This is a genomic window from Ruegeria sp. CJ3 (genome assembly GCF_056536725.1).
The window spans coordinates 211,533-235,509 of sequence record NZ_JBQFQE010000001.1; the positions used below are offsets into that span (position 1 = coordinate 211,533).

Sequence of the window (23,977 nt, forward strand, 5' to 3'; positions counted from 1 at the left end):
TGCTGATGAGCAAGACCGAGACCCCGGCCTTGACCGGAGAGGGTGCGCCCCTGGTTCAGGAGGTGAAGCAGGCGATGGCTGGCTTCGTGAATGAATTCAAGGGCCTCAAGGCCGAAGTTAAAACCCAACTGCAACAGACAGAAGAGCGACTGACCATGCTGGATCGTAAATCAACCATCGCGGCGCGTCCGCATCTTGCGGCCTCCGTTGAGGACGGTGCCCCACATCAGAAGGCATTCGACGCCTATGTGCGGTCGGGCGAGGATGACGGGCTGCGCGGGCTGGAGATTGAGGCCAAATCGCTGTCGAGCGCAGTGAACAGTGATGGCGGTTATCTGGTTGATCCGCAGACCGCTGAGATGATCAAGTCCGTGCTGAACTCGACGGCCTCGATCCGCTCGATTGCATCGGTGGTGAATGTCGAGGCGAACTCGTTCGATGTGTTGATCGACCATACGGATGTGGGCGCGGGCTGGGCGGATGAGACCTCGGCCACCGCAGAGACCGCGACGCCGTCGATTGACCGGATTTCCATCCCGCTGCACGAGCTGAGTGCGCTGCCTAAAGCCTCGCAACGCTTGCTGGACGACAGCGCGTTTGATGTCGAGGGCTGGCTGGCCGGTCGTATTGCCGACAAGTTCGCTCGCGCCGAGGCGGCGGCGTTTATTGGTGGCGATGGGGCGGACAAGCCCAAGGGTATTCTTGACCACCCGGCTGTCGATAATGACGTCTGGACCTGGGGCAATCTGGGCTATGTGGCGACGGGCACAGATGGCGGTGTTGATGCGGATGCCATCGTGGATGTGGTCTATGCGCTGGGGGCGCAGTATCGGGTCAACGGCACCTTCGTGATGAACTCGAAAACCGCGGGTCTGATCCGCAAGCTGAAGGACAGCGATGGCCGCTTCTTGTGGTCGGACGGTCTGGCCGCCGGTGAGCCTGCGCGTCTGATGGGGTATCCGGTGCTGATTGCCGAGGATATGCCGGATGCGGGTACCGACAGCTTCTCGATTGCGTTTGGTGACTTTCAGGCGGGTTACACCATTGCCGAACGCCCTGATCTGCGCGTGCTGCGCGACCCGTTCAGCGCCAAGCCGCATGTCCTGTTCTACGCGACCAAGCGCGTGGGCGGAGATGTGAGCGATTTTGCTGCGATCAAGCTGGTGAAATTCGGCACCGCCTGAACCGCGGGCTGAATCCGGGGGGCTGCATGGCCCCTCGGGCGGCGGGCGCGGGCCGGGGTGAATCCTCGCGTTGTCTAGCTGCTCCCCTCCGTCCGAGCAACGTGGGGCGGCGCGTGCCCGTCATTTTCCTGACAGAGGCCCCGGAGGGGTCCGAGATTGCGGAGTGAATGGATGATGTTGATCGAAGAAACCGCCATCGCGGATGCGGCGCTGCCGGTGGATCAGTTCAAGGCGCATCTGCGGCTGGGCACGGGGTTTGCCGAGGGTGATGTGCAGGACGAAGTGCTGAAAGGGTTTCTGCGCGCGGCCCTCGCGGCGATTGAGGCGCGGACCGGCAAGGTGCTGATTGAGCGGGATTTCTCGTGGACCGTTAGTGCCTGGCGTGATCCGGCGGGTGAGGTTCTGCCGGTGGCCCCGGTGGTCTCGGTTGGCGCGGTGACGCTGAGCGATGCGGCGGGAGCCGAGACTGTGGTGGACGCGTCGGGGTATCGGCTGGAAGGCGATATGCAGCGCCCTCGGCTGCGCCCTTCGGGATCTTGTTTGCCTAAGGTGCAGACAGGTGGGTCGGTGAAGATTGGTTTCACTGCCGGGATGGCTGCGGATTGGGGCGGGTTGCCCGCTGATTTGGGGCAGGCGGTGCTGCTGTTGGCGGCGCATTATTATGAATACCGCGATGAGACGGCGCTGGGCGCGGGGTGCATGCCTTTTGGCGTCACCAGCCTGATCCAGCGCTATCGCACGGTGCGTTTCGGCGCGGGGGTGATGCAATGAGCACGCCGCGATTGAACCGCAAGCTGGTGCTTGAGGCCCCCACGCGCGTGGCCGATGGCGCGGGGGGCTACACCGAGACATGGGCCGCGTTGGGCGCGCTTTGGGCCGACGTGACGGCGCGCAGCGGGGCGGAGCGGGCCGTGGGTGGCGCCTCGGTATCGCGGGTTGGGTATCGGATCGTGGTGCGTGGTGCGCCCGAAGGGTCCGACATGCGGCCTGCGCCGGATCAGCGGTTTCGCGAGGGATCGCGGCGGTTTGTGATCCGCGCGGTGGCTGAGCGCGATGGGCGCGGCCAGTACCTGACCTGTTTTGCAGATGAAGAGGTGGCGGCATGAGTTACGGCGTATCAGCCGCGTTGCAAGCGGCGGTGTTTCAGCAGTTATCAGCGGATGCGCAGGTCGGCGCGCTGTCGGGCGGGGCGATTTATGATGCGGTGCCCTCGGGTGTGTTGCCGCAAACCTATGTGACGCTGGGGCCGGAGGAGGTGCGCGATGCCTCGGATCGGTCGGGCGTGGGCGCGGTGCATCGCTTCACGGTCTCGGTTGTGTCCGAGGTGGCGGGGTTTGGTGCGGCCAAGACGCTGGCAGGCGCGGTGTGTGACGCGCTGGAAGGTGCGGCGCTGACATTGGACCGGGGCCGTCTGGTTGGCCTGTGGTTCGAACGCGCCAGCGCCCGGCGCACGGGAACCGGCGGTGCAATCCGCCAGATCAATCTGAGATTCCGCGCCCGCGTGGAAGACGACTAAGCAATCAACGGAGAGAGCATATGGCTGCCCAGAACGGAAAAGACCTGTTGGTCAAAGTGGATATGAACGGCACGGGCCTGTTCGAGACCATCGCGGGGCTGCGCGCCACGCGGATCAGTTTCAACGCGGAAAGCGTGGATGTCACCAGCCTGGAAAGTCAGGGCGGGTGGCGCGAGTTGCTGTCAGGAGCGGGGGTGAAATCCGCTGCGATTTCCGGCTCGGGCGTGTTCAAGGATGCGGGGACCGACGAGCGTGCGCGTCAGCTGTTCTTTGACGGTGAAACGCCGGGGTTTCAGGTGATCATCCCGGATTTTGGCATCGTTGAAGGCCCGTTTCAGGTCAGCAGCATCGAATATGCGGGCTCGCATAACGGTGAGGCGACCTATGAGATGAGCATGGCAAGCGCTGGTGCGCTGAGCTTTACGGCGCTCTGATGGCCAATCCGTGGACGGGCGAGGTGGCGCTGACCATCGATGGGGAGCAGCGGGTGCTCAAGCTGACATTGGGTGCTTTGGCGGAATTGGAGCAGGAGTTGCAGGCCGGGTCTCTGGTCGAGCTGGTGCAGCGGTTTGAGGGCGGCGGATATTCCAGCAGCGATGTGCTGGCGTTGCTTGTTGCCGGGCTGCGGGGCGGTGGGGCGCAGGTGAGCCGCGATGACCTGCTGCATGCCGAGATCGACGGCGGGCCGATGGCTGGTGCGAAGGCGGCGGCTGAGCTGCTGGCGCGCGCCTTCATGGTGCCCGAGTGAGCGGGTTCGACTGGCCCGCGCTGATGCGGGCCGGATTCCTCGGACTGCGCCTGACGCCGGACCAGTTCTGGCGTCTGACCCCGGCCGAGTTGCGGCTGATGCTGGGGCAGGGCGCGGGGATGCCTGCGATGAACCGGGCGGGGCTGGATGCGCTGCTGTCGGCCTATCCGGACAAGACACAAGGAGAGCGTGATGACGGATCGTGAAGGGTTTGACGACCTGCAGGAGCGGGGAGAGGCGCTGGGCGATGCTTTGGGCGATGCGGCGACCATGGCCGGAGCGTTTGGCGGGCAGATGAAGCGGATCAGGGCCGCGTTCGAAGAGACCGGCAAGGATGTGGCGACGTTGGAACGTGGCATGTCCGGCGGGCTGCGCAAGGCGTTTGATGGCGTGGTGCTGGACGGGATGAACCTGTCTGGCGCGCTGGATGTGCTGAAGAACTCGATGATCAAGACCGCCTATTCGGCGGCGATCAAGCCGGTGACGGATCATTTCGGCGGCATGCTGGCCAATGGGGTTGGCAATCTGGTGCAGGGCATTCTGCCGTTTGCGGATGGCGGCAGTTTTTCCCAAGGCCGGGTGATGCCGTTTGCCAATGGCGGCGTTGTCAGCAGCCCGACCATGTTCCCGATGCGCGGGGGCACCGGGTTGATGGGCGAGGCGGGCCCCGAGGCGATCATGCCGCTGGCGCGCGGCGCGGATGGCAAGCTGGGCGTGCGGACGCAGGGCGGGGGCCGTGCGGTGAACGTGGTGATGAATATCAGCACGCCGGATGTGCAGGGATTCCGCCGGTCTCAGGGGCAGATCGCGGCGCAGATGAGCCGCGCCTTGGGCCGCGGCAATCGCAACAGATAAGGGGAGCAGGGGATGAATTTTCATGAGGTGAGATTTCCCGCCAGCCTGAGTTTCGGCTCGGTCGGCGGGCCCGAGCGGCGCACGGATATTGTGACGCTGGCCAACGGGTTCGAAGAGCGCAACACCCCCTGGGCGCATTCGCGCAGGCGCTATGATGCGGGGCTGGGGATGCGGTCGCTGGATGATATCGAGACGCTGATCTCGTTCTTCGAGGCGCGGCAGGGGCAGATGTTCGGGTTTCGCTGGAAGGATTGGTCGGATTTCAAATCGGGCGCGGCGACGGCTGAGGTCGCTCAGGGCGATCAGGTGATTGCGCGCGGAGATGGCGAGACGACCGGGTTTCAGTTGGTCAAGACCTATAGCTCGGGCGGGGCAAGCTATGTGCGACCTATCGTGAAGCCGGTGCTGGGCACCGTAAAGCTGGGGCTGGATCAGGACGCGTTGCGCGAGGGTGTGGATTTTGAGGTCGATCTGGCTACGGGCCGCGTGACATTCACCACGCCGCCGCCCGAGCAGGTCGAGATCACCGCCGGGTTTGAGTTTGACGTGCCGGTGCGGTTCGATACCGACAAGATCCAGACCAGCGTGGCCAGCTTTCAGGCCGGGGATGTGCCGAACGTACCGGTGGTCGAGGTGCGGGTCTGATGAGTGGGGACAAACAAGCGCTGCAGGCGCATTTGCAGGGCGGGTTGACGACGACCTGCCGGTGTTGGGCCATCACACGAAGCGATGGTCAGACCTATGGCTTCACCGATCACGACATGGAGCTGAGCTTTGACGGGCTGGTCTTCAAGGCCAGCACGGGCCTGACGGCGGCGGCGATCGAACAGGCGACTGGCTTGTCGATCGACAACACCGAGGCGATGGGCGCGCTGTCCGATGCCTCGGTCCGGGAAGAGGATATCGAGGCCGGGCGTTTCGACGGCGCCGAGGTGCGGGCCTGGTTGGTCAACTGGGCCGAGCCCGCGCAGCGGATGCTGCAGTTTCGCGGCTCGATTGGTGAGTTGCGGCGTGCGGGCGGGGCGTTTCATGCGGAATTGCGAGGGCTGACCGATTTGCTGAACCGGCCTTTGGGGCGGATTTATCAGAAACCCTGTACGGCTGTGCTGGGCGACGGTGCGTGTCGGTTTGCGCTGGACGCGCCGGGTTATCGGGCCGAGGCCGAGATCATCGGCGTGGACGGCACCATCTTACGCCTGCAGGGGGCCGACGGCGCGGACGACGGTTGGTTCGAGCGTGGCAGGCTGGATGTGCTGGATGGTGCGGCGCAGGGATTGTGGGCGTCGATCAAGCAAGACCAGCGGGAGGGTGACGGGCGCTCTGTCACTCTGTGGTCGGGGATTGGCGGCGGGCTGGCCGTGGGCGACCGGGTGCAGCTGACGGCGGGGTGTGACAAACGCATGAGTACCTGCCGGTTGAAGTTCAACAACATTCTGAACTTTCAGGGATTTCCTGACCTGCCGCATGAGGATTGGGTGATGGCGGTGCCGAAGAAAGGCAACCGGAACAGAGGGGGCAGCAGGCGGTGACACAGGCGAGACAGGATATTGTGAACGAGGCGCGTGGTTGGCTGGGGACGCCTTATGTGCATCAGGCCTCGGTCCGCGGTGCGGGGGCCGATTGTCTGGGCCTGCTGCGCGGTGTCTGGCGCGCGGTCCGGGGGCATGAGCCCGAGACGGTGCCGGTCTACAGCATGGACTGGTCCGAGCCGCAGGGCGAGGAACGCATGTGGGCCGCCGCCCGCCGCCATCTGATCGAGAAGTCGCCTGCGGATATGGCCCCGGGCGATGTGCTGCTGTTTCGAATGCGGGATGCGGCGGTGGCCAAGCATCTGGGCATTGTCAGCGACCCCGATCCGATGCGCTTTATCCACGCTTATTCCGGGCATGGCGTTGTCGAAAACACACTCAGCGAGCCGTGGCGTCGTCGCGTCGTCGCCTGTTTCGCATTCCCGCAGGAGGTTCTCTGATGGCTACAATTCTTCTGTCTGCCGCGGGTGCGGCGCTGGGCGGGTCGATTGGCGGCTCGGTCGCGGGTCTGTCGACGGCGATCATTGGCCGCGCAGTGGGCGCGACGCTGGGCCGGGTGATCGACAACCGGATGATGGGTCAATCTGTGATGGGCGGCGGCAGCGAGGTGGTCGAGACCGGGCGTCTGGATCGGTTCCGCCTGACCGAAACCGGCGAGGGTGCGCCGGTTGCCACGGTCTATGGCCGGATGCGGGTCGGGGGGCAGGTCATCTGGGCTTCGGACTTTCTTGAGACGCGGACGACGTCGACCTCGACCCAGTCCACCGGCGGCGGCAAGGGCAAGCCCAAGCCTGCCGAGGTGACGACCACAACGCATAGCTATAGCTATTCCATCTCGCTGGCGATTGCGGTGGGTGCGGGCGAGGTGGCGGATGTGACGCGCATCTGGGCCGATGGCGAGGAGGTTGAGCGCAGGTCGCTGAACATGCGCATCTATCGCGGCGGACCGGATCAGTTGCCCGATCCGCTGATGGAGGCGATTGAGGGGGCGGGCAAGGTGCCCGCCTATCGCGGCACGGCCTATGTGGTGATCGAAGATCTGGCGCTGGCGGCCTATGGCAACCGTGTGCCGCAGTTTTCCTTCGAGGTGGTGCGGCAGGAACAGGACGGGCTGCCGGATGCCGAGGATGCGCTGTCGCGCATCGTTAAGGGCGTGGCGCTGATGCCGGGGACGGGCGAATATGCGCTGGCCTCGTCTCAGGTGAACTACACCAAGGGGCGGGGGCGCAGTTGGGCGGCGAATGTGAACTCACCCTCGGGGCGGTCTGATCTGGAGACCTCGACGCGGGCCCTGAGCCGCGAGCTGCCGGGGTGCGAGGCGGCCTCGCTGATCGTGTCGTGGTTTGGCGATGATCTGCGCTGTGGCGAATGCGAGATACGCCCGAAGGTCGAACGCAAAAGCGCCGATGGCAAGAACATGCCGTGGCGCGTGTCGGGTGTGTCGCGTGCGGCGGCCAGAACCGTTCGGTGGAAAGATGGGCGTCCGGTCTATGGCGGAACGCCAGCAGATGCGGCGGTGGTTCAGGCGATCAAGCGGCTGAAGAAGACCGGCAAGCGGGTCATGTTCTATCCGTTCATTCTGATGGAGCAATTGGAGGGCAACGGGTTGCCCGATCCGTGGTCTGACGCGGGTGATCAGCCTCATCTGCCGTGGCGGGGGCGGATCACGCTGGATGTGGCACCGGGGCGCGCGGGTTCGCCGGATCAGACGGCGGCGGCGGATGCGCAGGTTGCGGCGTTTTTCGGAACGGCGCGGGCGTCGCAGTTTTCGACCAGCGGGGGCAAGGTGACCTATCGCGGCCCGCAGGAATGGGGGCTGCGGCGGTTCATTCTGCATTATGCGGCCTTGTGCAAGGTGGCGGGCGGCGTGGCGTCGTTCTGCATCGGATCAGAGCTGCGCGGGCTGACGCAAATCCGTGGGGCGTCGGGCTTTGCGGCGGTGGCGCAGTTGCGGTCTCTGGCCGCTGAGGTGCGCGAGATTTTGGGCTCGGGCACCAAGATCGGCTATGCCGCGGACTGGTCGGAGTATTTCGGGTATCAGCCGCAGGACGGCAGCGGAGATCGCTATTTCCATCTGGATGCGCTGTGGGCGGATGACGATATCGATTTCGTGGGCATCGACAATTACATGCCCCTGTCCGACTGGCGCGAGGGGGACAGTCATGCGGATGCGGATGCCGGGTCGATCTACGATCTGGATTATCTGCGCGGCAACATCGAAGGCGGCGAGGGCTATGACTGGTACTATGCCTCGCCCGAAGAGGCCGAGGCGCAGGTGCGTACCCCAATCACCGACGACACGCATGGTGAGCCCTGGGTCTGGCGGTACAAGGATGTGCGCAACTGGTGGGGCAACCGGCATCACGAGCGGATTGGCGGGGTGAGGCAAGACAACCCGACCGCCTGGGTGCCTGGGTCAAAGCCGATCTGGTTCACCGAACTGGGCTGTGCGGCCATCGACAAAGGCACCAACCAGCCGAACAAGTTTCTGGACCCGAAATCGTCTGAGTCGGAATTGCCGAAATATTCCAACGGTATGCGGGATGACTTTATCCTCGTTCAATACCTGCGGGCGATGCTGGGCTATTGGGATGATCCGCAGAACAATCCGGTCTCGGACATCTATGACGGGCCGATGGTGGATATGGCGAACGCCTATGTCTGGGCTTGGGATGCGCGGCCATATCCGACCTTTCCGAACCTGCGGTCGCAATGGACCGATGGCGAGAACTATGCCCGTGGGCATTGGCTGAACGGGCGGTCGGGGTCGCGCACTCTGGCCTCGGTGGTGACTGAGATTTGCCACGGCGCGGGGGTGACGGATATCGACGTCTCAGGCCTTTACGGCGTGGTGCGCGGCTATGCGGTCGAGGATGTGATGAATGCGCGTCAGGCTCTGCAGCCGCTGATGCTGCGATACGGGTTCGATGCGATTGAGCGCGATGGCGTGCTGGTGTTCCGCACCCGTGACGGGCGGCGGGCCTATGATCTGGACCCCGAGCAGATCGCCATCAGTTCCGACCTCGACGGCACGGTCGAACATCGCCGCGAGGCCGAGGCCGAGATGACGGGCCGCGTGCGCCTGCGGTTCGTGCAGTCGGATGCGGATCACGATGTAGTCGCGGAAGAGGCGGTTCTGCCCGATGACCGCACTCATGCGGTGGCGGTGAACGAGATGCCCCTGTCGATGACCCGCGCCGAAGGGCGGCAGACGGTCGAACGGTGGTTGAGCGAATCCCGCGTCTCGCGTGAGACGGCGAAATTTGCGTTGCCGCCGTCGCTGCTGCATGTGGGCGCGGGGGATGTGGTGCGGCTGCCAGGGGCCGGGCAGGGCGCGGGTGCGCTTTACCGGATCGACCGGCTGGAGCAGGCCGAGATGCAGCTGGCGGACGCGGTGCGGATCGAGCCGGGCGTCTATGCGGCCTCGGATGTGACCGATGATGGGGTAGCGACGAAGCCGTTTATCGCTCCGGTGCCGGTGCTGCCTGTGTTCATGGATTTGCCGTTGATCACTGGCTCCGAGGTGCCGCATGCGCCGTATCTGGCGGTGTCGGCCGATCCCTGGCCGGGCAGCGTGGCGGCTTATTCTGCAGCACAGGATGAGGACTATACGCTGCATCAGGTGATCGCCGGGCAGGCGGTGATCGGATTTACCGAAACCCCGCTGCGCCGCGCCGGCGCCGGTGTCTGGGACGAAGGGCCTGCGCTCCGGGTCAACCTGATCGACGGTCTGCTGGAATCGCGGCCCCGGTCGGCGCTGCTGGGCGGGGCCAATCTGGCCGCGATCGGGGATGGTACGCCCGGCAATTGGGAGCTGTTCCAGTTTTCCGAGGCGGTCCTGCAGGAAACCGGCGTCTATACCCTGTCCGGGCGGCTACGCGGACAGCTTGGCACGGATGTGCTGATGCCGGATGTCTGGCCCGAGGGCTCGACCTTTGTGCTGCTGGATGAGCGCGTTTATCAGACCGGGCTGCTGCGCACCGAGCGGCGGGTGGCCAAGCATTACCGCATCGGCCCAGCCACGCGCGGCTATGAGGACCCGGCTTACGTGCATCTGGTTGAGGCATTTGATGGCAACGGGCTGAGGCCTTACGCACCCGCCCATCTGCGCGTGCAGACGTCGGCTGCGGGCGACGATGTTTCATGGATACGGCGGACGCGGATCGACGGGGATGACTGGGATGGACTGGAGGTGCCCTTGGGCGAAGAAAGCGAATCCTATCTTGTCCGGGTCCTTGCAGGCGGTGCGGTGCTGCGCGAAACGCTCGTGAGCGCGCCGAACTGGCAGTATTCCGACGCCATGAAGCTTGAGGACGGTTTGAGCGGGCCTTACGAGGTCGCGGTTGCGCAGGTCTCGGCCAGCTATGGGCCAGGTGCCTTTGCGCGGCTGCAGGTCGGGTAAGGCGCACCGATGCGCCCCTTCCTGCACGGCGATATCAGCGCGGCGGCGCGGGCTTTACTGGCCGTGCCGTCGCTGGAACGGGATCGGTTATGCGCTCGGATGATCGCCGAGGCGGAACTGGCGGATCGCCATGCCCGGGCAACCGGGCGTCTCCACCCGCTTTATGGAAACGGATCGCTGATGGCGGTCGCGCGCAGCCGCGCCCTGCCGGACGAGCCGGGGTTCGACGATCTGCAGTATTGCCAGTGTTTTGAGATCGTTCTGCGCCATCTGATCCGGTTCCAGACTAGCCAGAGGCACAGCTGACGCATTTGGTGGCGGCCAGATCCAGTTCCAGCCGACCAGGCGCGATATCATCGCCGCAATCCTCGCAATATCCGAACTCATCCGCGTTCAAGCGGGCCAGAGCGGCCCGAAGACGCCGGGTTTCGGTATCCCGCCGGGCCTGTTGCGCCTTGGCCATCGCCTGATTTTGCAGCGCGTCCATCCGGCTGAGCCGACCGACGGCTTGCTGGTCCAGCTCAACAACCGACTGCGCCTCTTGCCCCGAGGCGGATTGGGCCTCGATCTCGCTCAGGCGTTTGTGGATCAACTGTTTGAAATGGTTCAGATCGTCAGCGTTCATTTTTTGTTGTTGGGCACATCAGGGGTTTGCGTTTGGCGTTTTTACGACTAGATGGCATTCTAGGCGGAGCAAAGGATCAAAGCCATGTTTGAAACGCGCAGCCAAGTCACCCCTGTCGATCCGGTCTGGGATCGCATCACATCCGAGGCCCACGCAGCAGTCGAGCAAGAGCCGCTGATGGGTGGGTTAGTGCACGCCTGTATCCTGCACCACCGCAGCCTTGAGAGGGCGCTGTCTTATCGCGTCGCGGCCAAGCTGTGCTCGAACGAGATGTCGATGATGGTGCTGCGCGAGATCGTGGACGAGGCCTATGCCGGTGACAAATCGCTGATCGAGGCGGCCCGCGCCGACCTGATGGCGGTCTATGAGCGTGACCCGGCCTGCCATCGGTTGTTGCAGCCGATCCTGTATTTCAAAGGCTATCAGGCGATGCAGGCCTATCGCGTGGCGCATTGGCTCTGGCAAAAGGGGCGGCATGATCTGGCCTATTTCTTCCAGATGCGGTCGTCCGAGATTTTCGGGATCGACATTCACCCAGCCGCGAAGATCGGCAAGGGGATCATGATCGACCACGCCCATTCCATCGTGATCGGTGAGACGGCGGTTGTCGGCGACAATGTCTCGATGCTGCATTCGGTGACGCTGGGTGGAACCGGTAAGGAAGAGGAACAGCGCCATCCGACGATTGGCGACGGCGTTCTGATTGGTGCCGGGGCCAAGGTTCTGGGTAATATCGAGGTGGGCCATTGCAGCCGTATCGCTGCCGGTTCGGTGGTGCTGCAAGAGGTCCCCGCCTGCACGACTGTGGCCGGTATTCCGGCCAAGATCGTGGGCGAGGCGGGCTGTGATCAACCGTCGATCTCGATGGACCACATGCTGGGCAAGGACCAGTAATCCTGAATCAGTTCGAGCGGTTGTTGCGCCGCTCCTGACGCGCACGCCTGCGTTCCTCGCGCCGTTGTTTCCGCAGTTCGATGCGCCGCTCGCGTTCGGCATTCTGCCGTGCGATGACGGCGGGATCGGTGGATTTGAATTTGGAATTTTCGCCGGGATAGCTGTTGGGCTTTGCTGTTGCCACGGCGGGCAGCGTAGTCGCGGTCAGGGTCACCAACAGCAGGGTTTTGGTCAGATCTGAAAAACGCATGGTCCACCTCCGGGTTTGCAAAACCGTCTGCAACAAAGGTGGGGGAATGCGATTGCTTGGGCAACCAGCCGGGCGATCACGCTTGCTCACATCGTGGCGGTGATCGTGAGAGTACCCGCCGGGGCCTGACCCCGGCGGGTGATGTTTGATTAGGCCAACATGACCATCGGGTTTTCGAGGTTTTCCACGATGGCTTGCAGCAGTTGTGCACCCAACGCGCCGTCGATGACCCGGTGATCAACCGACATTGTCACGGACATCACGGTGGCAACCGTTAGCTCTCCGTCCTCGCCTACGACCGGTTTCTTGAGGCCGGTGCCGACGGCAAGGATACCGGCGTGCGGCGGGTTCACGATGGCGTCGAAATTGTCGATGCCGAACATGCCCAGGTTCGAGACTGCAAACGTCCCGCCCTGATATTCATGCGGGGCCAGCTTGCGCTCGCGGGCGCGCCCGGCGAGATCCTTCATCTCGGTCGACAGAGCGGACAGAGACTTGGTGTCCGCGTCCTGCAGCACCGGGGTGAACAGCCCGCCTTCGATGGCGACCGCAACGGCCACGTCTGAAGGTTTCAGTTGCAGAACCCGGTCGCCCGCCCAGACGGCATTGCATTCGGGGACCTGCTGCAGTGCGTTGGCAACGGCCTTGATGATGAAGTCGTTGACGCTGAGCTTGACGCCCCGGCCTTCCAACTGCTTGTTCAACTGGCTGCGGAACTTGAGCAGCGCGTCCAGCTTGATATCGCGGCGCAGGTAGAAATGCGGGATGGTCTGCTTGGCCTCGCTAAGGCGCGCGGCAATGGTTTTGCGCATGCCGTCCAGCTTGACCTCTTCGTAGTCGCGACCTTCGTACATCTTGGCGACGGCGTCTGCGGATGGGCCAACCGGTGCTGCAGCTGCCGGAGCGGCGGCTGCAGGTGCTGCGGCAGGGGCCGGAGCGGTTGCAGTTGCGCCTTCAACATCCGCTTTGACGATACGGCCATGCGGGCCCGAGCCGGCGATCTGCGCCAGATCGAGACCCTTTTGTGCGGCAATCCGGCGGGCCAGGGGTGAGGCGAAGATACGACCGCCATCGGCCTTGGCCGGTGCTGCCGGAGCAGGGGCAGGCGCCTCGGACGCCGCTGGCGCGGCAGCCTCGTTGCCTGCGGCGGCTGCGGGTGCCGCCGCGGGGGCTGCGGCAGGCGCGGTGCCGATGTCATCGGCGCTTTCGCCGTCTTCCAGCAGAACCGCAATCGCGGTGTTGACCTTGACCCCCTCAGAACCTTCCGGGATCAGGATCTTGCCAATGGTGCCTTCGTCAACGGCTTCGAACTCCATCGTGGCCTTGTCGGTTTCGATCTCGGCCAGCAGGTCGCCGGACGAGACGGTGTCGCCCTCTTTGACCAGCCATTTGGCAAGCGTGCCTTCCTCCATCGTGGGCGAAAGGGCGGGCATCAGAATTTCGGTGGGCATCTGTCTGTCGCTCCTTACCGGTAGGTCACTTGTTTGACGGCGGCGATCACCTCATCGGTGGTGATCAAGGCCAGCTTTTCGAGGTTCGCGGCATAGGGCATCGGAACATCCTTGCCGGTCAGCGTGATGACCGGCGCGTCGAGGTAATCGAACGCCTCTTGCATCACGACCGAGCTGATGTAGCTGCCGACCGAGCCTTGCGGCCAGCCTTCTTCGACGGTCACCAGACGGTTGGTTTTCATCACCGAGTTGATGATTGCGCCAGTGTCCATCGGGCGGATGGTGCGCAGGTCGATCACCTCGGCGCTGATGCCGTCTTCGGCCAGCTTGTCAGCGGCTTCTAGCGCGTATTGCATGCCGATGCCAAAACTGACGATGGTTACATCCGAGCCTTCGCGCCAGATGCGGGCCTTGCCCAGCGGTACGGTCAGATCATCTACCTGCGGCACGTCGAAGGAGCGACCGTAGAGGATTTCGTTTTCCAGGAAGACCACAGGGTTGGGGTCGCGGATCGCCGATTTCAGCAGGCCTTTGGCGTCGGCGGCCGAGTAGGGCATGACGACTTTCAGGCCGGGGATCTGCATGTACCACGCGGCGTAATCCTGCGAGTGCTGAGCGGCGACGCGGGCGGCGGCACCGTTGGGGCCACGGAACACGATGGGGCAGCCCATCTGACCACCGGACATATAGAGTGTCTTGGCTGCAGAGTTGATGATCTGGTCAATCGCCTGCATGGCGAAGTTGAAGGTCATGAATTCCACGATTGGTTTCAGACCGCCAAAGGCCGAACCAACCGCGATGCCGGCAAAGCCGTGCTCGGTGATTGGAGTGTCGATCACGCGTTTGCCGCCGAACTCGTCCAGCAGACCTTGGGAGATCTTATACGCGCCCTGATATTCGGCGACTTCTTCGCCCATCAGGTAGACGTCTTCATCGCCACGCATTTCTTCGGCCATGGCGTCGCGCAGGGCTTCGCGGACCGTCTGCTGCGCCATCTCGGCATCCGCAGGCCAGTCTGGCGACAGGTCCACCACCGGAGCGGCCGGGGCGGCGGCAGGAGCGGGGGCCTCAACCGCCGCAGGGGCGGCCTCGGTCACCGCTGCGGCTGCCGGCGCAGCCGCGGGCAGGGCTGAGGCGTCTTCGCCTTCTTCGACCAGAACAGCGATAGGGGTGTTCACCTTGACGCCTTCGGTGCCTTCAGCGATCAGGATCTTGCCGACGATGCCTTCATCGACGGCCTCAAACTCCATCGTGGCCTTGTCGGTTTCAATCTCGGCCATGATGTCGCCCGAGGATACGGTGTCGCCTTCCTTGACCAGCCATTTGGCCAGGGTGCCTTCTTCCATCGTGGGCGAAAGGGCGGGCATGAGAATTTCGGTTGCCATGTCTTAATCGTCCTCTCAGGCGTAGATATCTGTCCAGAGCTCGTCCAGCGACGGCTCGGGGCTTTCTTTTGAGAATTCGGCGGCCTGATTGACGATCTCTTTGATCTCTTTGTCGATCGCTTTCAGGTCATCTTCGGTCGCATGTTTGCCGGTCAAAAGCAGCTCGCGCACGTGTTCGATCGGGTCGCTTTGTTCGCGGACCTTCTGAACCTCTTCGCGGGTGCGGTACTTGGCCGGGTCGGACATCGAGTGGCCGCGGTAGCGATAGGTCTTGACCTCGAGGATGTAAGGACCCTTGCCTGCGCGGCAGTGTGCGACGGCTTTTTCGCCCGCGGCTTTGACCGCCAGCACGTCCATGCCGTTGACGATCTCGCCGGGGATGCCGAATGCCTCGCCCCGGACATAGATGTCAGGCGAGGAGGTTGAGCGCGCCTGCGCCGTGCCCATCGCATATTGGTTGTTCTCGATCACGAAGACGACTGGCAGATCCCAGAGGGCGGCCATGTTGAAGGTCTCATAGACCTGACCCTGGTTCGCCGCACCGTCGCCGAAATAGGTGAAGGTGACGCCGCCGTTCTCTTTGTACTTGTCGGCGAAGGCCAGACCCGCACCTAGTGGCACCTGCGCGCCGACGATGCCGTGGCCACCGTAGAAATGCTTCTCTTTCGAGAACATATGCATCGAGCCGCCTTTGCCCTTGGACAGGCCGCCCTCGCGCCCGGTGAGTTCAGCCATGACGCCGCCCGGATCCATGCCGCAAGCCAGCATGTGGCCGTGGTCGCGATAAGAGGTGATGCGTTTATCACCCTCTTTCGCCGCGGCCTCGAGACCGACGACAACCGCCTCTTGACCGATGTAAAGGTGGCAGAACCCGCCGATCAGACCCATACCGTAAAGCTGGCCCGCCTTTTCTTCGAATCGGCGGATCAGCAGCATCTCGCGGTAGTATGTAGTCAGTTCTTCCGCAGAAACGTTTGGTTTCTTTGTGGTTTTTCGCGCAGCCATTGTGGCGATCTCCCCCTTTCGGCAAGATAGTTTAGCGTTAAACTATCTTCTAAGGCATTTCACTTCATCTGGCGAGGGTAAAAGTGACGCGGGGGCAGGGCGCGCTCCATTCGATGGGGAGACGCTTATTTCATGGGCGGAACGGTGCCGAGATTTTTCGTCGAAAAATCTTGTCAGCGGATGACGATTTCGTCGGCGCGGATCATGCCAAGCACCGAGCGCGCCTGCTGGTCCAGCAGATCAAGGTCCAGATAGGTGTCGGACAGGCGGCGGGTCAGGTTCTCCATCCGGTCGATCTCGGTGTTCAACTGCGCCAGGTCACGGGACAGGGCGTCGCGTTCGGCGGCAATCTCGACACGGCGAAACAGGCCATAATCCCCCTGCACGGCGGCAAAGGTGAAATAGACCCCCAGCATGAAGGCGATCGAGAAGAAGATGAATGCGCCCAGACCGGGGCGATGGGAACGGGTCACTGTGTTAACCGCCGTATAACAAACTGCCTCAGAAACGTGCCCTTTGCGGGCATCTGAACGCACTATGTCACAGGTGATTCGCCTTGTGAATCCCCTGTTCGCAAAAAGCTGCGCTGGGCTGTTTATTGATCCAGTGCGGCCACACCCGGCAGGGTTTTGCCTTCCATCCATTCCAGGAATGCGCCCCCCGCGGTCGAGATATACGAGAAATTCGCTGCCGCGCCGGATGCATTCAGTGCCGCGACCGTGTCGCCTCCGCCCGCGACCGAGGTCAGCTTGCCATCACGTGTCAACGCGGCTGCTTTGAGGGCGGCGGCGTTGGTGGCCGCGTCGAACGGGGTGAGCTCGAACGCGCCCAGCGGGCCATTCCAGATCAGGGTCTGGCTTTTCTCCAAGAACTCGGATACGGCGGCGACGCTTTCGGGACCTGCGTCCAGGATCATCGCGTCGGCGGGGCATTGATCTGCGGGCAGAACCTGATTTGGCGCGTTGGCCTCGAATGCCTCGGCCACAACGATGTCACGCGGAAGGACGATGGTGCAGCCGGTGCTTTCGGCTTTGCCGAGGATTTCGGCTGCGGTGTCCGTCATCGCGTGTTCGGCCAATGATTTGCCAACGTCGATCCCCTTGGCCACAAGGAAGGTGTTGGCCATGCCGCCACCGATCACCAGATAATCAACCTTCTCGATCAAGTTGCCCAGCAGGTCCAGTTTGGTCGATACCTTCGCGCCGCCAACTACAGCTGTGACGGGGCGTTTGGGCGCGCCCAAAGCGGCTTCCAGTGCGCTCAGCTCTTGCTGCATCAAGCGACCGGCGCAGGCGGGCAGCAGGCGGGCCAGTGCCTCGGTCGAGCTGTGGGCGCGGTGGGCGGCTGAGAAAGCGTCGTTGCAATAGGCGTCACCCAGTTTCGCCATGCCTTCCGCGAGCGACACGCTGTTCTTGGTTTCCTCGGCGTGGAAGCGGGTGTTTTCCAGCAGCAGAACTTCGCCATCGCCCAGCGATGTGGCAGCGGCTTCGGCGTCGGGTCCGACGCAATCCTCGGCAAAGCGCACTGGTACACCGAATGCAGCTTCAAGCGCGGGCACCAGTTGCTTGAGGGACATCTCAGCAATGCGTTCGCCTTTTGGGCGCCCGAAATGGGCCAGCAGGATCGGCTTGCCACCTGCGGCGAGGATATCGCGCACGGTGGGCACAATGCGCTGGATGCGGGTGTCATCTGTGACCACGCCATCTGCGACGGGCACGTTGATATCCACGCGCACCAGAACCCGTTTGCCGTTCAGATCCATATCGTCCAGAGATTTCCAGCCCATCGCGCCTATCCTTGCCCATTGCATCCAGTTTCAGGCGGTTCTTTTCCTGCATTTTGCCTTCAGGTCAATGCGTCACTTGGCATTCGTGCCCTCGCGTCTTAGGTATTTGCGCAAGTTTCAAAGACAGGAGGGCCAGATGGCCGAGATCAAAGACCCCGAAAACACGATCATCATCGAGCTGAAGGACGGCAACGTCGTGATCGAACTGCTGCCGGACGTGGCCCCTCAGCATTCGGCCCGCATGAAGGAACTGGCGCGTGGTGGCGAGTATGACAATGTCGCGTTCCACCGGGTCATCGACGGGTTTATGGCGCAGACCGGCGATGTGCAGCATGGCGATATGGAAGACGGGTTCAACATCCGCATGGCGGGCACCGGCGGTTCGTCGTTGCCGAATGTCCCGGCCGAGTTCTCGAAACTGCCCCATGATCGCGGCACGCTGGGCGCGGCACGCTCGGCCAACCCGGATTCGGCCAACTCGCAGTTCTTCATCAACTTCAAGGACAACCATTTCCTGAACGGTCAGTACACCGTCTATGGCCGCGTCATCGACGGGATGGAGCATGTGGACGCCATCGTACGCGGTGAGCCGCCTGCGAGCCCCGACCGCATGATCAGCGTCAAGGTGGCCGCCGATGCATAAGCTGGCCGCCGCATTCGCTCTGCTGGCCAGCCCTGCGCTGGCCACGGGTCTAGAGATCGAAATTGAAGGTGAGGGCGCCAACGGTACCGTCACCGTCGACCTGTTCGAGGACCTCGCACCGCAGCATGTCGAACAGATCACCGCGCTGGCTGCCGCCGGTCAGTATGATGGCGTGGTGTTCCACCGCGTGATCGACGGCTTCATGGCGCAGACCGGCGATGTCGAACATGGTCGTCTGGGCGCGGATATGCGCCGTGCGGGCACCGGCGGGTCGGACCGCCCCGATCTGCCTGCCGAGTTCTCGGACTATAACTATGACCGGGGTGTGGTCGGTATGGCGCGTGCGCAGGATCCCGACAGTGCCAACTCGCAATTCTTCATCATGTTTGCACCGGGGCCGTTCCTGAACGGCCAGTACACCGTGGTCGGTCAGGTCACGGACGGGATGGATGTGGTCGATGCGATCAAGCGCGGCGACGGGCCGAATGGCGCGGTCATCGGCCAGCCGGATGCGATGAAAAAGGTCACTGTGACCGAGTGAACAAACAGGACCCCGGTGCGGATTGCACCGGGGCCTTTGTCGTGGGCTTAGTCGTCGCCCATGGCCCGCCAGATCACCGCTCCGATTGCAGCACCGATCAGCGGGGCCACCCAGAACAGCCACAACTGCGCCAGCGCCGGACCGTCAGCAAACAGGGCAACGCCGGTCGACCGCGCCGGGTTGACGGATGTGTTCGTCACCGGGATCGAGATCAGGTGGATCAGGGTCAGCCCGAGGCCGATGGCGATAGGCGCAAACCCTTCAGGCGCAAAATTAGACGTCGCGCCCAGGATGATGATGATGAAGAACGCCGTCATCACGATCTCGATGATCAGCGCCGACATTAGTGAGTATCCTTCGGGCGACGCCTCGCCATATCCGTTCGAGGCAAAACCGCCCACGCCTTCAAAGCCCGGCGCGCCGCTGACGATCAGATACAGCACCGCAGCGGCGGCAATCGCGCCGATCACCTGCGCAATCCAGTAGGGGATCAGGTCTTTGGCGTCGAACCGCCCTCCGATCATCAGGCCCAGACTGACCGCAGGGTTGAAATGCCCGCCCGAGATATGCCCGACCGCATAGGCCATGGTCAGAACCGTCAGGCCAAATGCAAACGAAACACCCAGCCAGCCGATGCCCACATCGGCCACACCTGCCGCCAGTACCGCGCTGCCGCAGCCGCCCAGTACCAGCCAGAACGTGCCGAAAAACTCGGCCATGAGTTTTGATGACATGAAATCTCCTCCGGAAAACAATGGGGTGGAGTGTAATTCAGAAATCAATTTTTGTGAAATTGAAGTTTGCGACCCGTTTCAGGCGATCGGTTTGCCAGATACAGGGCGCGGGGGTAGACCTGAGGGACCCTCTTCAGTTTTCGGCGGGTCCGTATGGCGCAAGAACGCAAACAGCCTTTCATTCCAAAGGTCGCGGTGGGCGAGCCGTTTTACGAGCTTGTGCAAGAGGCCTATCGCGTCTTCGCGTATCCCAAACCTCAAAGCATCGAGGTGTGCGAGGGATGCTGCATGGATGCCGATATCGAGGCAGACTTCTTCAACCCTCGGATCGGCGATCTACCACTGAGCTATGTTCAGGACTGGTACTTTGCGGCCTACGACCCCAACGGGATCGCCAAAGCGACATGGGGTTATCTTCTGCCGCGCGTGCTGGAGATTCTGGCCTATGGCGAGGATGTCAGCAATACCGGCCCCGAGGTCAGTCTGAACCGGTTCGCCACTGGCGTTGCCGCGAACTGGTCTGTCGAAGAATGGAGCGTTCTTGACCGGTTCCAGCGCCTGTACCTCAACCGCGCCCTTACGGATGATATGGACGAGGCGCTTGACGATGTATTGTGCATGTTTGCGCTGGCTGGTTGGCCGTTGCAGGATCTGCTGGATCAGGTGGCGGCGCAGCGCAGCGCGGTTCTGGCCCACCGGTTCTGGAGGGATTGGTGTGCGGGGCGCGTACCGGGGCGCGAGTCGGTCTGGATGACCGCCTTCTGGGAAAGCCCGGCGCGCACCGAGGTGTTCGATTTTTACACCTCTCGCGCGATGTATCGCAGGTTGCAGCAGTTGGCCTTTGCGGATGATACGCCGCCTGATCTGTCAGAAAAGGCGCTGGCGGTTGCGGCGGTGATTGAGGCAAACGCAAGCTGGAACCAGCCGTCCGCTTAGGGGCTGCGGCGTAGGCAAAGAAAAACGCCGCAGCGCGGGCTGCGGCGTTGGTTTCCGAAATCCGGGGGGGCGGATTATTTCTTCACTTCCGCAGCCGGGTTGCCAGCGGGCTTGGCGCTGCGGCCCGGGTTCAGCGGGTCGTCCTGACGCTGCACCGAGCCTTCGAAATGCGCACCGCTTTCGATGGCGATGGTCTTATGGATGATGTCGCCTTCGACCCGTGCGGTCGAGGTCAGGCGGACCTTCAGGCCGCGGACACGGCCCACGATGCGGCCATTGACCACAACGTCATCGGCGGTGACTTCGCCCTTGATGGTGGCGGTTTCGCCGATGGTCAGCAGATGGGCGCGGATGTCGCCTTCGACGGTGCCTTCGACCTGGATATCGCCCGAGGTCTTTAGGTTGCCGGTGATATGCAGATCGGACGACAGGACCGATGCGGGCGGCTTGGGTTTGGGCGGGGTGCTGGCCTTGGTTTCAGCCGGTGCAGGGGCCGCCGGAGTGGCCGGAGCGGCGGGTTTTGCTGCCTCAGGCTCTTTCGATCCGGGTTCGTTGATTTTGCTCTTAGAAAACATTTCTCGCAGCCTTGATGTAAGTCATTGGATTTACAGGTTTCCCGTTCACGCGCACCTCATAGTGCAGGTGCGTGCCGGTGGACCGTCCGGTGCTACCCATATCAGCAATATGATCCCCGCGCGAGACCCTTTGACCAACCTTTACGCGTATCTTGGTGTTATGAGCGTAAAGTGTCTCAATCCCGAAGGCGTGCTTGATTTTTACCAGCCGTCCAAAGCCCGATTGCCAGCCCGCATGCGTGACCACGCCGTCGGCAGTAGAGAAGATATCGGTGCCCTGCGCTCCGGCGAAATCCGCGCCGTTATGCATGCGGCGTCCGCCGGTCTTGGGGTCGCGGCGGGTGCCGTATCCGCTGGTGAACCGAACCGCTGCACGCACCGGGCTGGCGAAGGGGGCCTTTTCGGCAGCGATGCGATAGAGGTTCAACTGGTCCATCTGTTCCAGCAGGATATTGGCGCGGATTTGGTCGGGGGTCAGTTCCTCACCGCGTGTGCTGAAGGATAAAGGGGTCAGCGGACCGCCCATGCCGCTATATCCGCGCCGGACCTCTTCGAGGATGTGGTCTGTGGGCATTCCGGCCTGTCGGAACATCTTGTCCAGCGGCTCGACCGAGATCACCATCGCCTCTTCCAGCTGGCGGAAAATCTCTTCGCTGTGCTCCTGCATCAGGCGGATTTCCAGTTCCAGCTCGTCGCGCTGGTTCAGCGCGCCCTGCGCATCGGCGGCGATCTGATCGCGCTGCGCGGCGGTGCGGGCCAGCGCGTCAGTCATGAACGCCATCTGCGCCGGATTGGCCGAGGCCATCATGTACGCGCCGTCGTCGCCGGTGGATTGCTGCAGGTCCGCCAGTTCGGTGCGGGCCTCTTCGCGCTGTTTCATGGTTGCACGCAGGGTGGTCTGGATGACCTCGATCCCGGTTTCCAGCTCGCGGCGGCGGTTTTCCGATTCCAGAAGCTCCGACTGCATGACCGAGATCTGTTCCAGCGCTGCATTGAACCGGTCATGGGCGGCCAGCGCCTCGGCGGCGCGGGCGTCGCGTTCGGTCGACAGGATGTTCAGCCGTTCCTGATAGGTGGCTTGATCGCGCTTGGCCTGTTCCCGGAAATTGCCCGATCCGATGCTGTCCATCAGCAGGATCGACGTGGCAATCGCGGTCCACGCGACCATCGCGGCGACACCGGCGACGGCTGCGATCTGAGTCTCGGAACTCAGCCGAATGAACCGTGTGTCATTGTCGGATTTCAGAAAGACCCGGCGTTCAGGAAAGTGCCGCTCGAGCAGTGAGTGCAGTTTGATTGCAAGGCGTGTGCGCACGCGTCCTACCTCAATTGTCCCCATATCCCGGAGCCGGTCGTGAGTGTGTCGCCGCTCCTTGGGGCGACTGCATAAAGCGGTCGGGCCAATCGGGCAAGTTTGTTAACCAGTCAATGGCCCCGGGAGGAGATTTCCCGCACGTGATCGGCGGGAATTTGCCGAAATTGCGCGTTTAATGTCAGTCTGACACAACCCCGGGTGGTGGCAGGTCCTCGGTCAGCGGCCAGTAGAAATCGGGCGGCAATCCGGCCTCGGCGCGCTTTTCCTCGTTGAAGGGCGGTTTCAGGGTGCTGTGGAAATAGCGGCGCACCAGCGTGTGGAACACATCCTTCGGGTCCGCATTTTCGCGCCCGCACAGAAAGTGGAACCATTTCGAGCCATAGGCGACATGACCGACCTCTTCGGCATAGATCACCTCAAGCGCGGCCACGGCGTCATCCGCCTTGGCCTTGCGGAAGATGTCGATCATGCCGGGGGTGACGTCCAGCCCGCGCGCTTCCAACACCATGGGCACCACGGCGAGGCGGCCCATCAGGTCCTCAGCCGTATCTTCGGCGGCGCGCCACATTCCGGCATGGGCGGGCAGGGCGCCGTAATGGCTGTTCATCTGTTCCAGGCAATCGCTGACCATCTCGAAATGTCGCGATTCTTCTTCAGCGCATTTGACCCAGTCGTCGTAGAATCCGATGGGCATGGGGACGTGGCCGAAGCGGGCGATGATGTCCCAGTGCAGGTCCACCGCGTTTAACTCGATATGGGCGACCGCGTGTAGCAAGGCGATGCGCCCGGCCTCGGACCCCGGCCTGCGGCGCGGGACGTCGCGCGGCGATAGCAGATCGGGCTTATCCGGACGCGCCGGGCTAAGCGGAGGTTCGGCGGTACCGATCTCGATCGCCTCAGCCTCGGCCTTGCGGGATGCGAACCATGCGGCGGCGTGGCGTTTGGACAGCGCGGTTTTGGCGCGCCCATCCGCCGTGGTCAGAACCTCGGTCGCCATCTGGGTCAGTGTTTTTGCCACGGTTTGCCCCCCTTACGCTGCATCCGCGCGCGGCATAGCGCGGATGCAAGGGCGGGTCGAGAGGGTCAGAGTGCCTGTACGGCCTCAAGCACCTCATCGACGTGGCCCGGTACTTTCACCTTGCGCCAGACGCGGGCGATCTTGCCCTCGGCGTCGATCAGGAAGGTTGAGCGTTCGATGCCCATGGATTTGCGGCCATACATATTCTTTTCGACCCAGACGCCGTAATCCTCGCACACGGTCTGCCCGTCATCGGACAGCAGCGGTGTGGTCAGCCCGTGCTTGGCGACGAACTTGTCATGCTTGGCCACGCTATCGCGCGAGATGCCGAAAACGTGAGCGCCAGCATCGCTAAACGCTTGAAGCTGTTCCGAGAAACCGATGGATTCCTTGGTGCAGCCCGGCGTATCATCACGGGGATAGAAAAACAGAACCACCGCGCGGCCGCGCTGTTCCGACAGGGAAACCTCTCCGCCGCCGTCGCGGGGCAGGGTGAAATCAGGGGCGATGTCTGAAACGTCGGGCATATGAGGACTCCGGGCTGAGGATATTAACGGTTGCCTCGTATCATAGGGCGCTGTGGGC

29 protein-coding genes are annotated in these 23,977 nt (G+C 63.0%); 17 read left to right on the top strand and 12 right to left on the bottom strand.

What is annotated here, in order from left to right; genetic code table 11:
• The first annotated feature begins 5 nt into the window (after window positions 1-5).
• The 13 genes from ACR0J1_RS01055 (at window position 6) to ACR0J1_RS01115 (ending at window position 10,540) form a co-directional block, all read left to right on the top strand.
• On the top strand, window positions 6-1,184 hold the full coding sequence (locus tag ACR0J1_RS01055) for a phage major capsid protein (RefSeq protein WP_480730091.1): 1,179 nt from the start codon (window positions 6-8) through the stop codon (window positions 1,182-1,184).
• Between the two features lie 171 nt (window positions 1,185-1,355).
• Window positions 1,356-1,955 (top strand): head-tail connector protein, encoded by a 600-nt coding sequence (locus ACR0J1_RS01060; RefSeq protein ID WP_480730089.1) that lies wholly within the window; start codon window positions 1,356-1,358, stop codon window positions 1,953-1,955.
• On the top strand, window positions 1,952-2,290 hold the full coding sequence (locus ACR0J1_RS01065; RefSeq protein ID WP_480730087.1) for a phage head closure protein: 339 nt from the start codon (window positions 1,952-1,954) through the stop codon (window positions 2,288-2,290). The genes ACR0J1_RS01060 and ACR0J1_RS01065 overlap by 4 nt, the downstream gene beginning before the upstream one ends.
• Window positions 2,287-2,700 (top strand): DUF3168 domain-containing protein, encoded by a 414-nt coding sequence (locus ACR0J1_RS01070; RefSeq protein WP_480730085.1) that lies wholly within the window; start codon window positions 2,287-2,289, stop codon window positions 2,698-2,700. Before ACR0J1_RS01065 ends, ACR0J1_RS01070 begins: the two co-directional genes overlap by 4 nt.
• Window positions 2,701-2,720: 20 nt before the next feature.
• Window positions 2,721-3,134, top strand: a complete 414-nt coding sequence (locus ACR0J1_RS01075) for a phage major tail protein, TP901-1 family (protein WP_170396490.1) — start codon at window positions 2,721-2,723, stop codon at window positions 3,132-3,134.
• Window positions 3,134-3,448 (top strand): gene transfer agent family protein, encoded by a 315-nt coding sequence (locus tag ACR0J1_RS01080; RefSeq protein ID WP_480730083.1) that lies wholly within the window; start codon window positions 3,134-3,136, stop codon window positions 3,446-3,448. The genes ACR0J1_RS01075 and ACR0J1_RS01080 overlap by 1 nt, the downstream gene beginning before the upstream one ends.
• A complete protein-coding gene (locus ACR0J1_RS01085; RefSeq protein ID WP_480730081.1) occupies window positions 3,445-3,654 on the top strand; it encodes a rcc01693 family protein in 210 nt (69 codons plus the stop codon). Before ACR0J1_RS01080 ends, ACR0J1_RS01085 begins: the two co-directional genes overlap by 4 nt.
• On the top strand, window positions 3,641-4,303 hold the full coding sequence (locus ACR0J1_RS01090) for a phage tail tape measure protein (protein ID WP_480730080.1): 663 nt from the start codon (window positions 3,641-3,643) through the stop codon (window positions 4,301-4,303). The genes ACR0J1_RS01085 and ACR0J1_RS01090 overlap by 14 nt, the downstream gene beginning before the upstream one ends.
• A gap of 12 nt (window positions 4,304-4,315) precedes the next feature.
• Window positions 4,316-4,948 carry a phage distal tail protein, Rcc01695 family gene (locus ACR0J1_RS01095; RefSeq protein ID WP_480730078.1) on the top strand — a complete coding sequence of 211 codons (633 nt, stop codon included), beginning with the start codon at window positions 4,316-4,318 and terminating at the stop codon, window positions 4,946-4,948.
• Entirely contained in the window at window positions 4,948-5,832 is an 885-nt protein-coding gene (locus ACR0J1_RS01100; protein WP_480730076.1) for a DUF2163 domain-containing protein, read from the top strand. The genes ACR0J1_RS01095 and ACR0J1_RS01100 overlap by 1 nt, the downstream gene beginning before the upstream one ends.
• Window positions 5,829-6,272, top strand: a complete 444-nt coding sequence (locus ACR0J1_RS01105) for an NlpC/P60 family protein (RefSeq protein ID WP_480730074.1) — start codon at window positions 5,829-5,831, stop codon at window positions 6,270-6,272. Before ACR0J1_RS01100 ends, ACR0J1_RS01105 begins: the two co-directional genes overlap by 4 nt.
• Window positions 6,272-10,234, top strand: a complete 3,963-nt coding sequence (locus ACR0J1_RS01110) for a baseplate multidomain protein megatron (RefSeq protein ID WP_480730072.1) — start codon at window positions 6,272-6,274, stop codon at window positions 10,232-10,234. Before ACR0J1_RS01105 ends, ACR0J1_RS01110 begins: the two co-directional genes overlap by 1 nt.
• A 9-nt stretch (window positions 10,235-10,243) precedes the next feature.
• The gene (locus tag ACR0J1_RS01115) at window positions 10,244-10,540 is read left to right on the top strand and encodes a DUF7742 family protein (protein WP_480730071.1); all 297 of its coding nucleotides are present in this window, start codon (window positions 10,244-10,246) and stop codon (window positions 10,538-10,540) included.
• On the opposite strand, the gene ACR0J1_RS01120 is transcribed toward ACR0J1_RS01115, so the two are convergent.
• Complete coding sequence (locus ACR0J1_RS01120) at window positions 10,521-10,859, bottom strand: TraR/DksA family transcriptional regulator (protein ID WP_480730070.1); 339 nt, start codon at window positions 10,857-10,859, stop codon at window positions 10,521-10,523. The genes ACR0J1_RS01115 and ACR0J1_RS01120 overlap by 20 nt on opposite strands.
• A gap of 84 nt (window positions 10,860-10,943) precedes the next feature.
• On the opposite strand from ACR0J1_RS01120, the gene cysE reads away from it, so the two are divergent.
• Complete coding sequence (cysE, locus tag ACR0J1_RS01125) at window positions 10,944-11,753, top strand: serine O-acetyltransferase (RefSeq protein ID WP_480730069.1); 810 nt, start codon at window positions 10,944-10,946, stop codon at window positions 11,751-11,753.
• Window positions 11,754-11,760: 7 nt separating this feature from the next.
• On the opposite strand, the gene ACR0J1_RS01130 is transcribed toward cysE, so the two are convergent.
• The 6 genes from ACR0J1_RS01130 to ACR0J1_RS01155 form a co-directional block, all read right to left on the bottom strand.
• Complete coding sequence (locus ACR0J1_RS01130) at window positions 11,761-12,003, bottom strand: hypothetical protein (RefSeq protein ID WP_480730067.1); 243 nt, start codon at window positions 12,001-12,003, stop codon at window positions 11,761-11,763.
• A 149-nt stretch (window positions 12,004-12,152) separates the two neighbouring features.
• Window positions 12,153-13,454, bottom strand: a complete 1,302-nt coding sequence (locus ACR0J1_RS01135; protein WP_480730065.1) for a pyruvate dehydrogenase complex dihydrolipoamide acetyltransferase — start codon at window positions 13,452-13,454, stop codon at window positions 12,153-12,155.
• A gap of 14 nt (window positions 13,455-13,468) precedes the next feature.
• Window positions 13,469-14,839: a pyruvate dehydrogenase complex E1 component subunit beta gene (locus ACR0J1_RS01140; RefSeq protein WP_480730064.1), complete on the bottom strand. Its 1,371-nt coding sequence runs from the start codon at window positions 14,837-14,839 to the stop codon at window positions 13,469-13,471.
• 15 nt (window positions 14,840-14,854) lie between these two features.
• The gene (pdhA, locus tag ACR0J1_RS01145) at window positions 14,855-15,844 is read right to left on the bottom strand and encodes a pyruvate dehydrogenase (acetyl-transferring) E1 component subunit alpha (protein ID WP_480730063.1); all 990 of its coding nucleotides are present in this window, start codon (window positions 15,842-15,844) and stop codon (window positions 14,855-14,857) included.
• A 173-nt stretch (window positions 15,845-16,017) separates the two neighbouring features.
• A complete protein-coding gene (locus ACR0J1_RS01150) occupies window positions 16,018-16,317 on the bottom strand; it encodes an FtsB family cell division protein (protein ID WP_480730062.1) in 300 nt (99 codons plus the stop codon).
• A 122-nt stretch (window positions 16,318-16,439) separates the two neighbouring features.
• Window positions 16,440-17,630, bottom strand: coding sequence for a phosphoglycerate kinase (locus tag ACR0J1_RS01155; RefSeq protein ID WP_480730061.1), 1,191 nt, complete (start codon window positions 17,628-17,630; stop codon window positions 16,440-16,442).
• A gap of 136 nt (window positions 17,631-17,766) precedes the next feature.
• On the opposite strand from ACR0J1_RS01155, the gene ACR0J1_RS01160 reads away from it, so the two are divergent.
• Window positions 17,767-18,273, top strand: coding sequence for a peptidylprolyl isomerase (locus ACR0J1_RS01160; RefSeq protein WP_170396522.1), 507 nt, complete (start codon window positions 17,767-17,769; stop codon window positions 18,271-18,273).
• Window positions 18,266-18,814, top strand: a complete 549-nt coding sequence (locus tag ACR0J1_RS01165) for a peptidylprolyl isomerase (protein WP_480730059.1) — start codon at window positions 18,266-18,268, stop codon at window positions 18,812-18,814. Before ACR0J1_RS01160 ends, ACR0J1_RS01165 begins: the two co-directional genes overlap by 8 nt.
• Window positions 18,815-18,861: 47 nt before the next feature.
• On the opposite strand, the gene aqpZ is transcribed toward ACR0J1_RS01165, so the two are convergent.
• A complete protein-coding gene (gene aqpZ, locus ACR0J1_RS01170) occupies window positions 18,862-19,548 on the bottom strand; it encodes an aquaporin Z (RefSeq protein ID WP_480730058.1) in 687 nt (228 codons plus the stop codon).
• A 153-nt stretch (window positions 19,549-19,701) separates the two neighbouring features.
• On the opposite strand from aqpZ, the gene ACR0J1_RS01175 reads away from it, so the two are divergent.
• The gene (locus ACR0J1_RS01175) at window positions 19,702-20,484 is read left to right on the top strand and encodes a hypothetical protein (RefSeq protein ID WP_480730056.1); all 783 of its coding nucleotides are present in this window, start codon (window positions 19,702-19,704) and stop codon (window positions 20,482-20,484) included.
• 74 nt (window positions 20,485-20,558) lie between these two features.
• Here ACR0J1_RS01175 and ACR0J1_RS01180 read toward each other — a convergent pair whose 3' ends face one another.
• The 4 genes from ACR0J1_RS01180 to ACR0J1_RS01195 all read right to left on the bottom strand — a co-directional run bounded on the left by ACR0J1_RS01180 (window position 20,559) and on the right by ACR0J1_RS01195 (window position 23,919).
• A complete protein-coding gene (locus ACR0J1_RS01180) occupies window positions 20,559-21,059 on the bottom strand; it encodes a bactofilin family protein (protein ID WP_480528792.1) in 501 nt (166 codons plus the stop codon).
• Window positions 21,049-22,374 carry a DUF5930 domain-containing protein gene (locus ACR0J1_RS01185; RefSeq protein WP_480730055.1) on the bottom strand — a complete coding sequence of 442 codons (1,326 nt, stop codon included), beginning with the start codon at window positions 22,372-22,374 and terminating at the stop codon, window positions 21,049-21,051. Before ACR0J1_RS01185 ends, ACR0J1_RS01180 begins: the two co-directional genes overlap by 11 nt.
• A gap of 178 nt (window positions 22,375-22,552) precedes the next feature.
• The gene (locus ACR0J1_RS01190; RefSeq protein ID WP_480730409.1) at window positions 22,553-23,371 is read right to left on the bottom strand and encodes a ferritin-like domain-containing protein; all 819 of its coding nucleotides are present in this window, start codon (window positions 23,369-23,371) and stop codon (window positions 22,553-22,555) included.
• An 86-nt stretch (window positions 23,372-23,457) separates the two neighbouring features.
• Complete coding sequence (locus ACR0J1_RS01195) at window positions 23,458-23,919, bottom strand: peroxiredoxin (RefSeq protein ID WP_480528794.1); 462 nt, start codon at window positions 23,917-23,919, stop codon at window positions 23,458-23,460.
• Window positions 23,920-23,977: the final 58 nt, after the last annotated feature.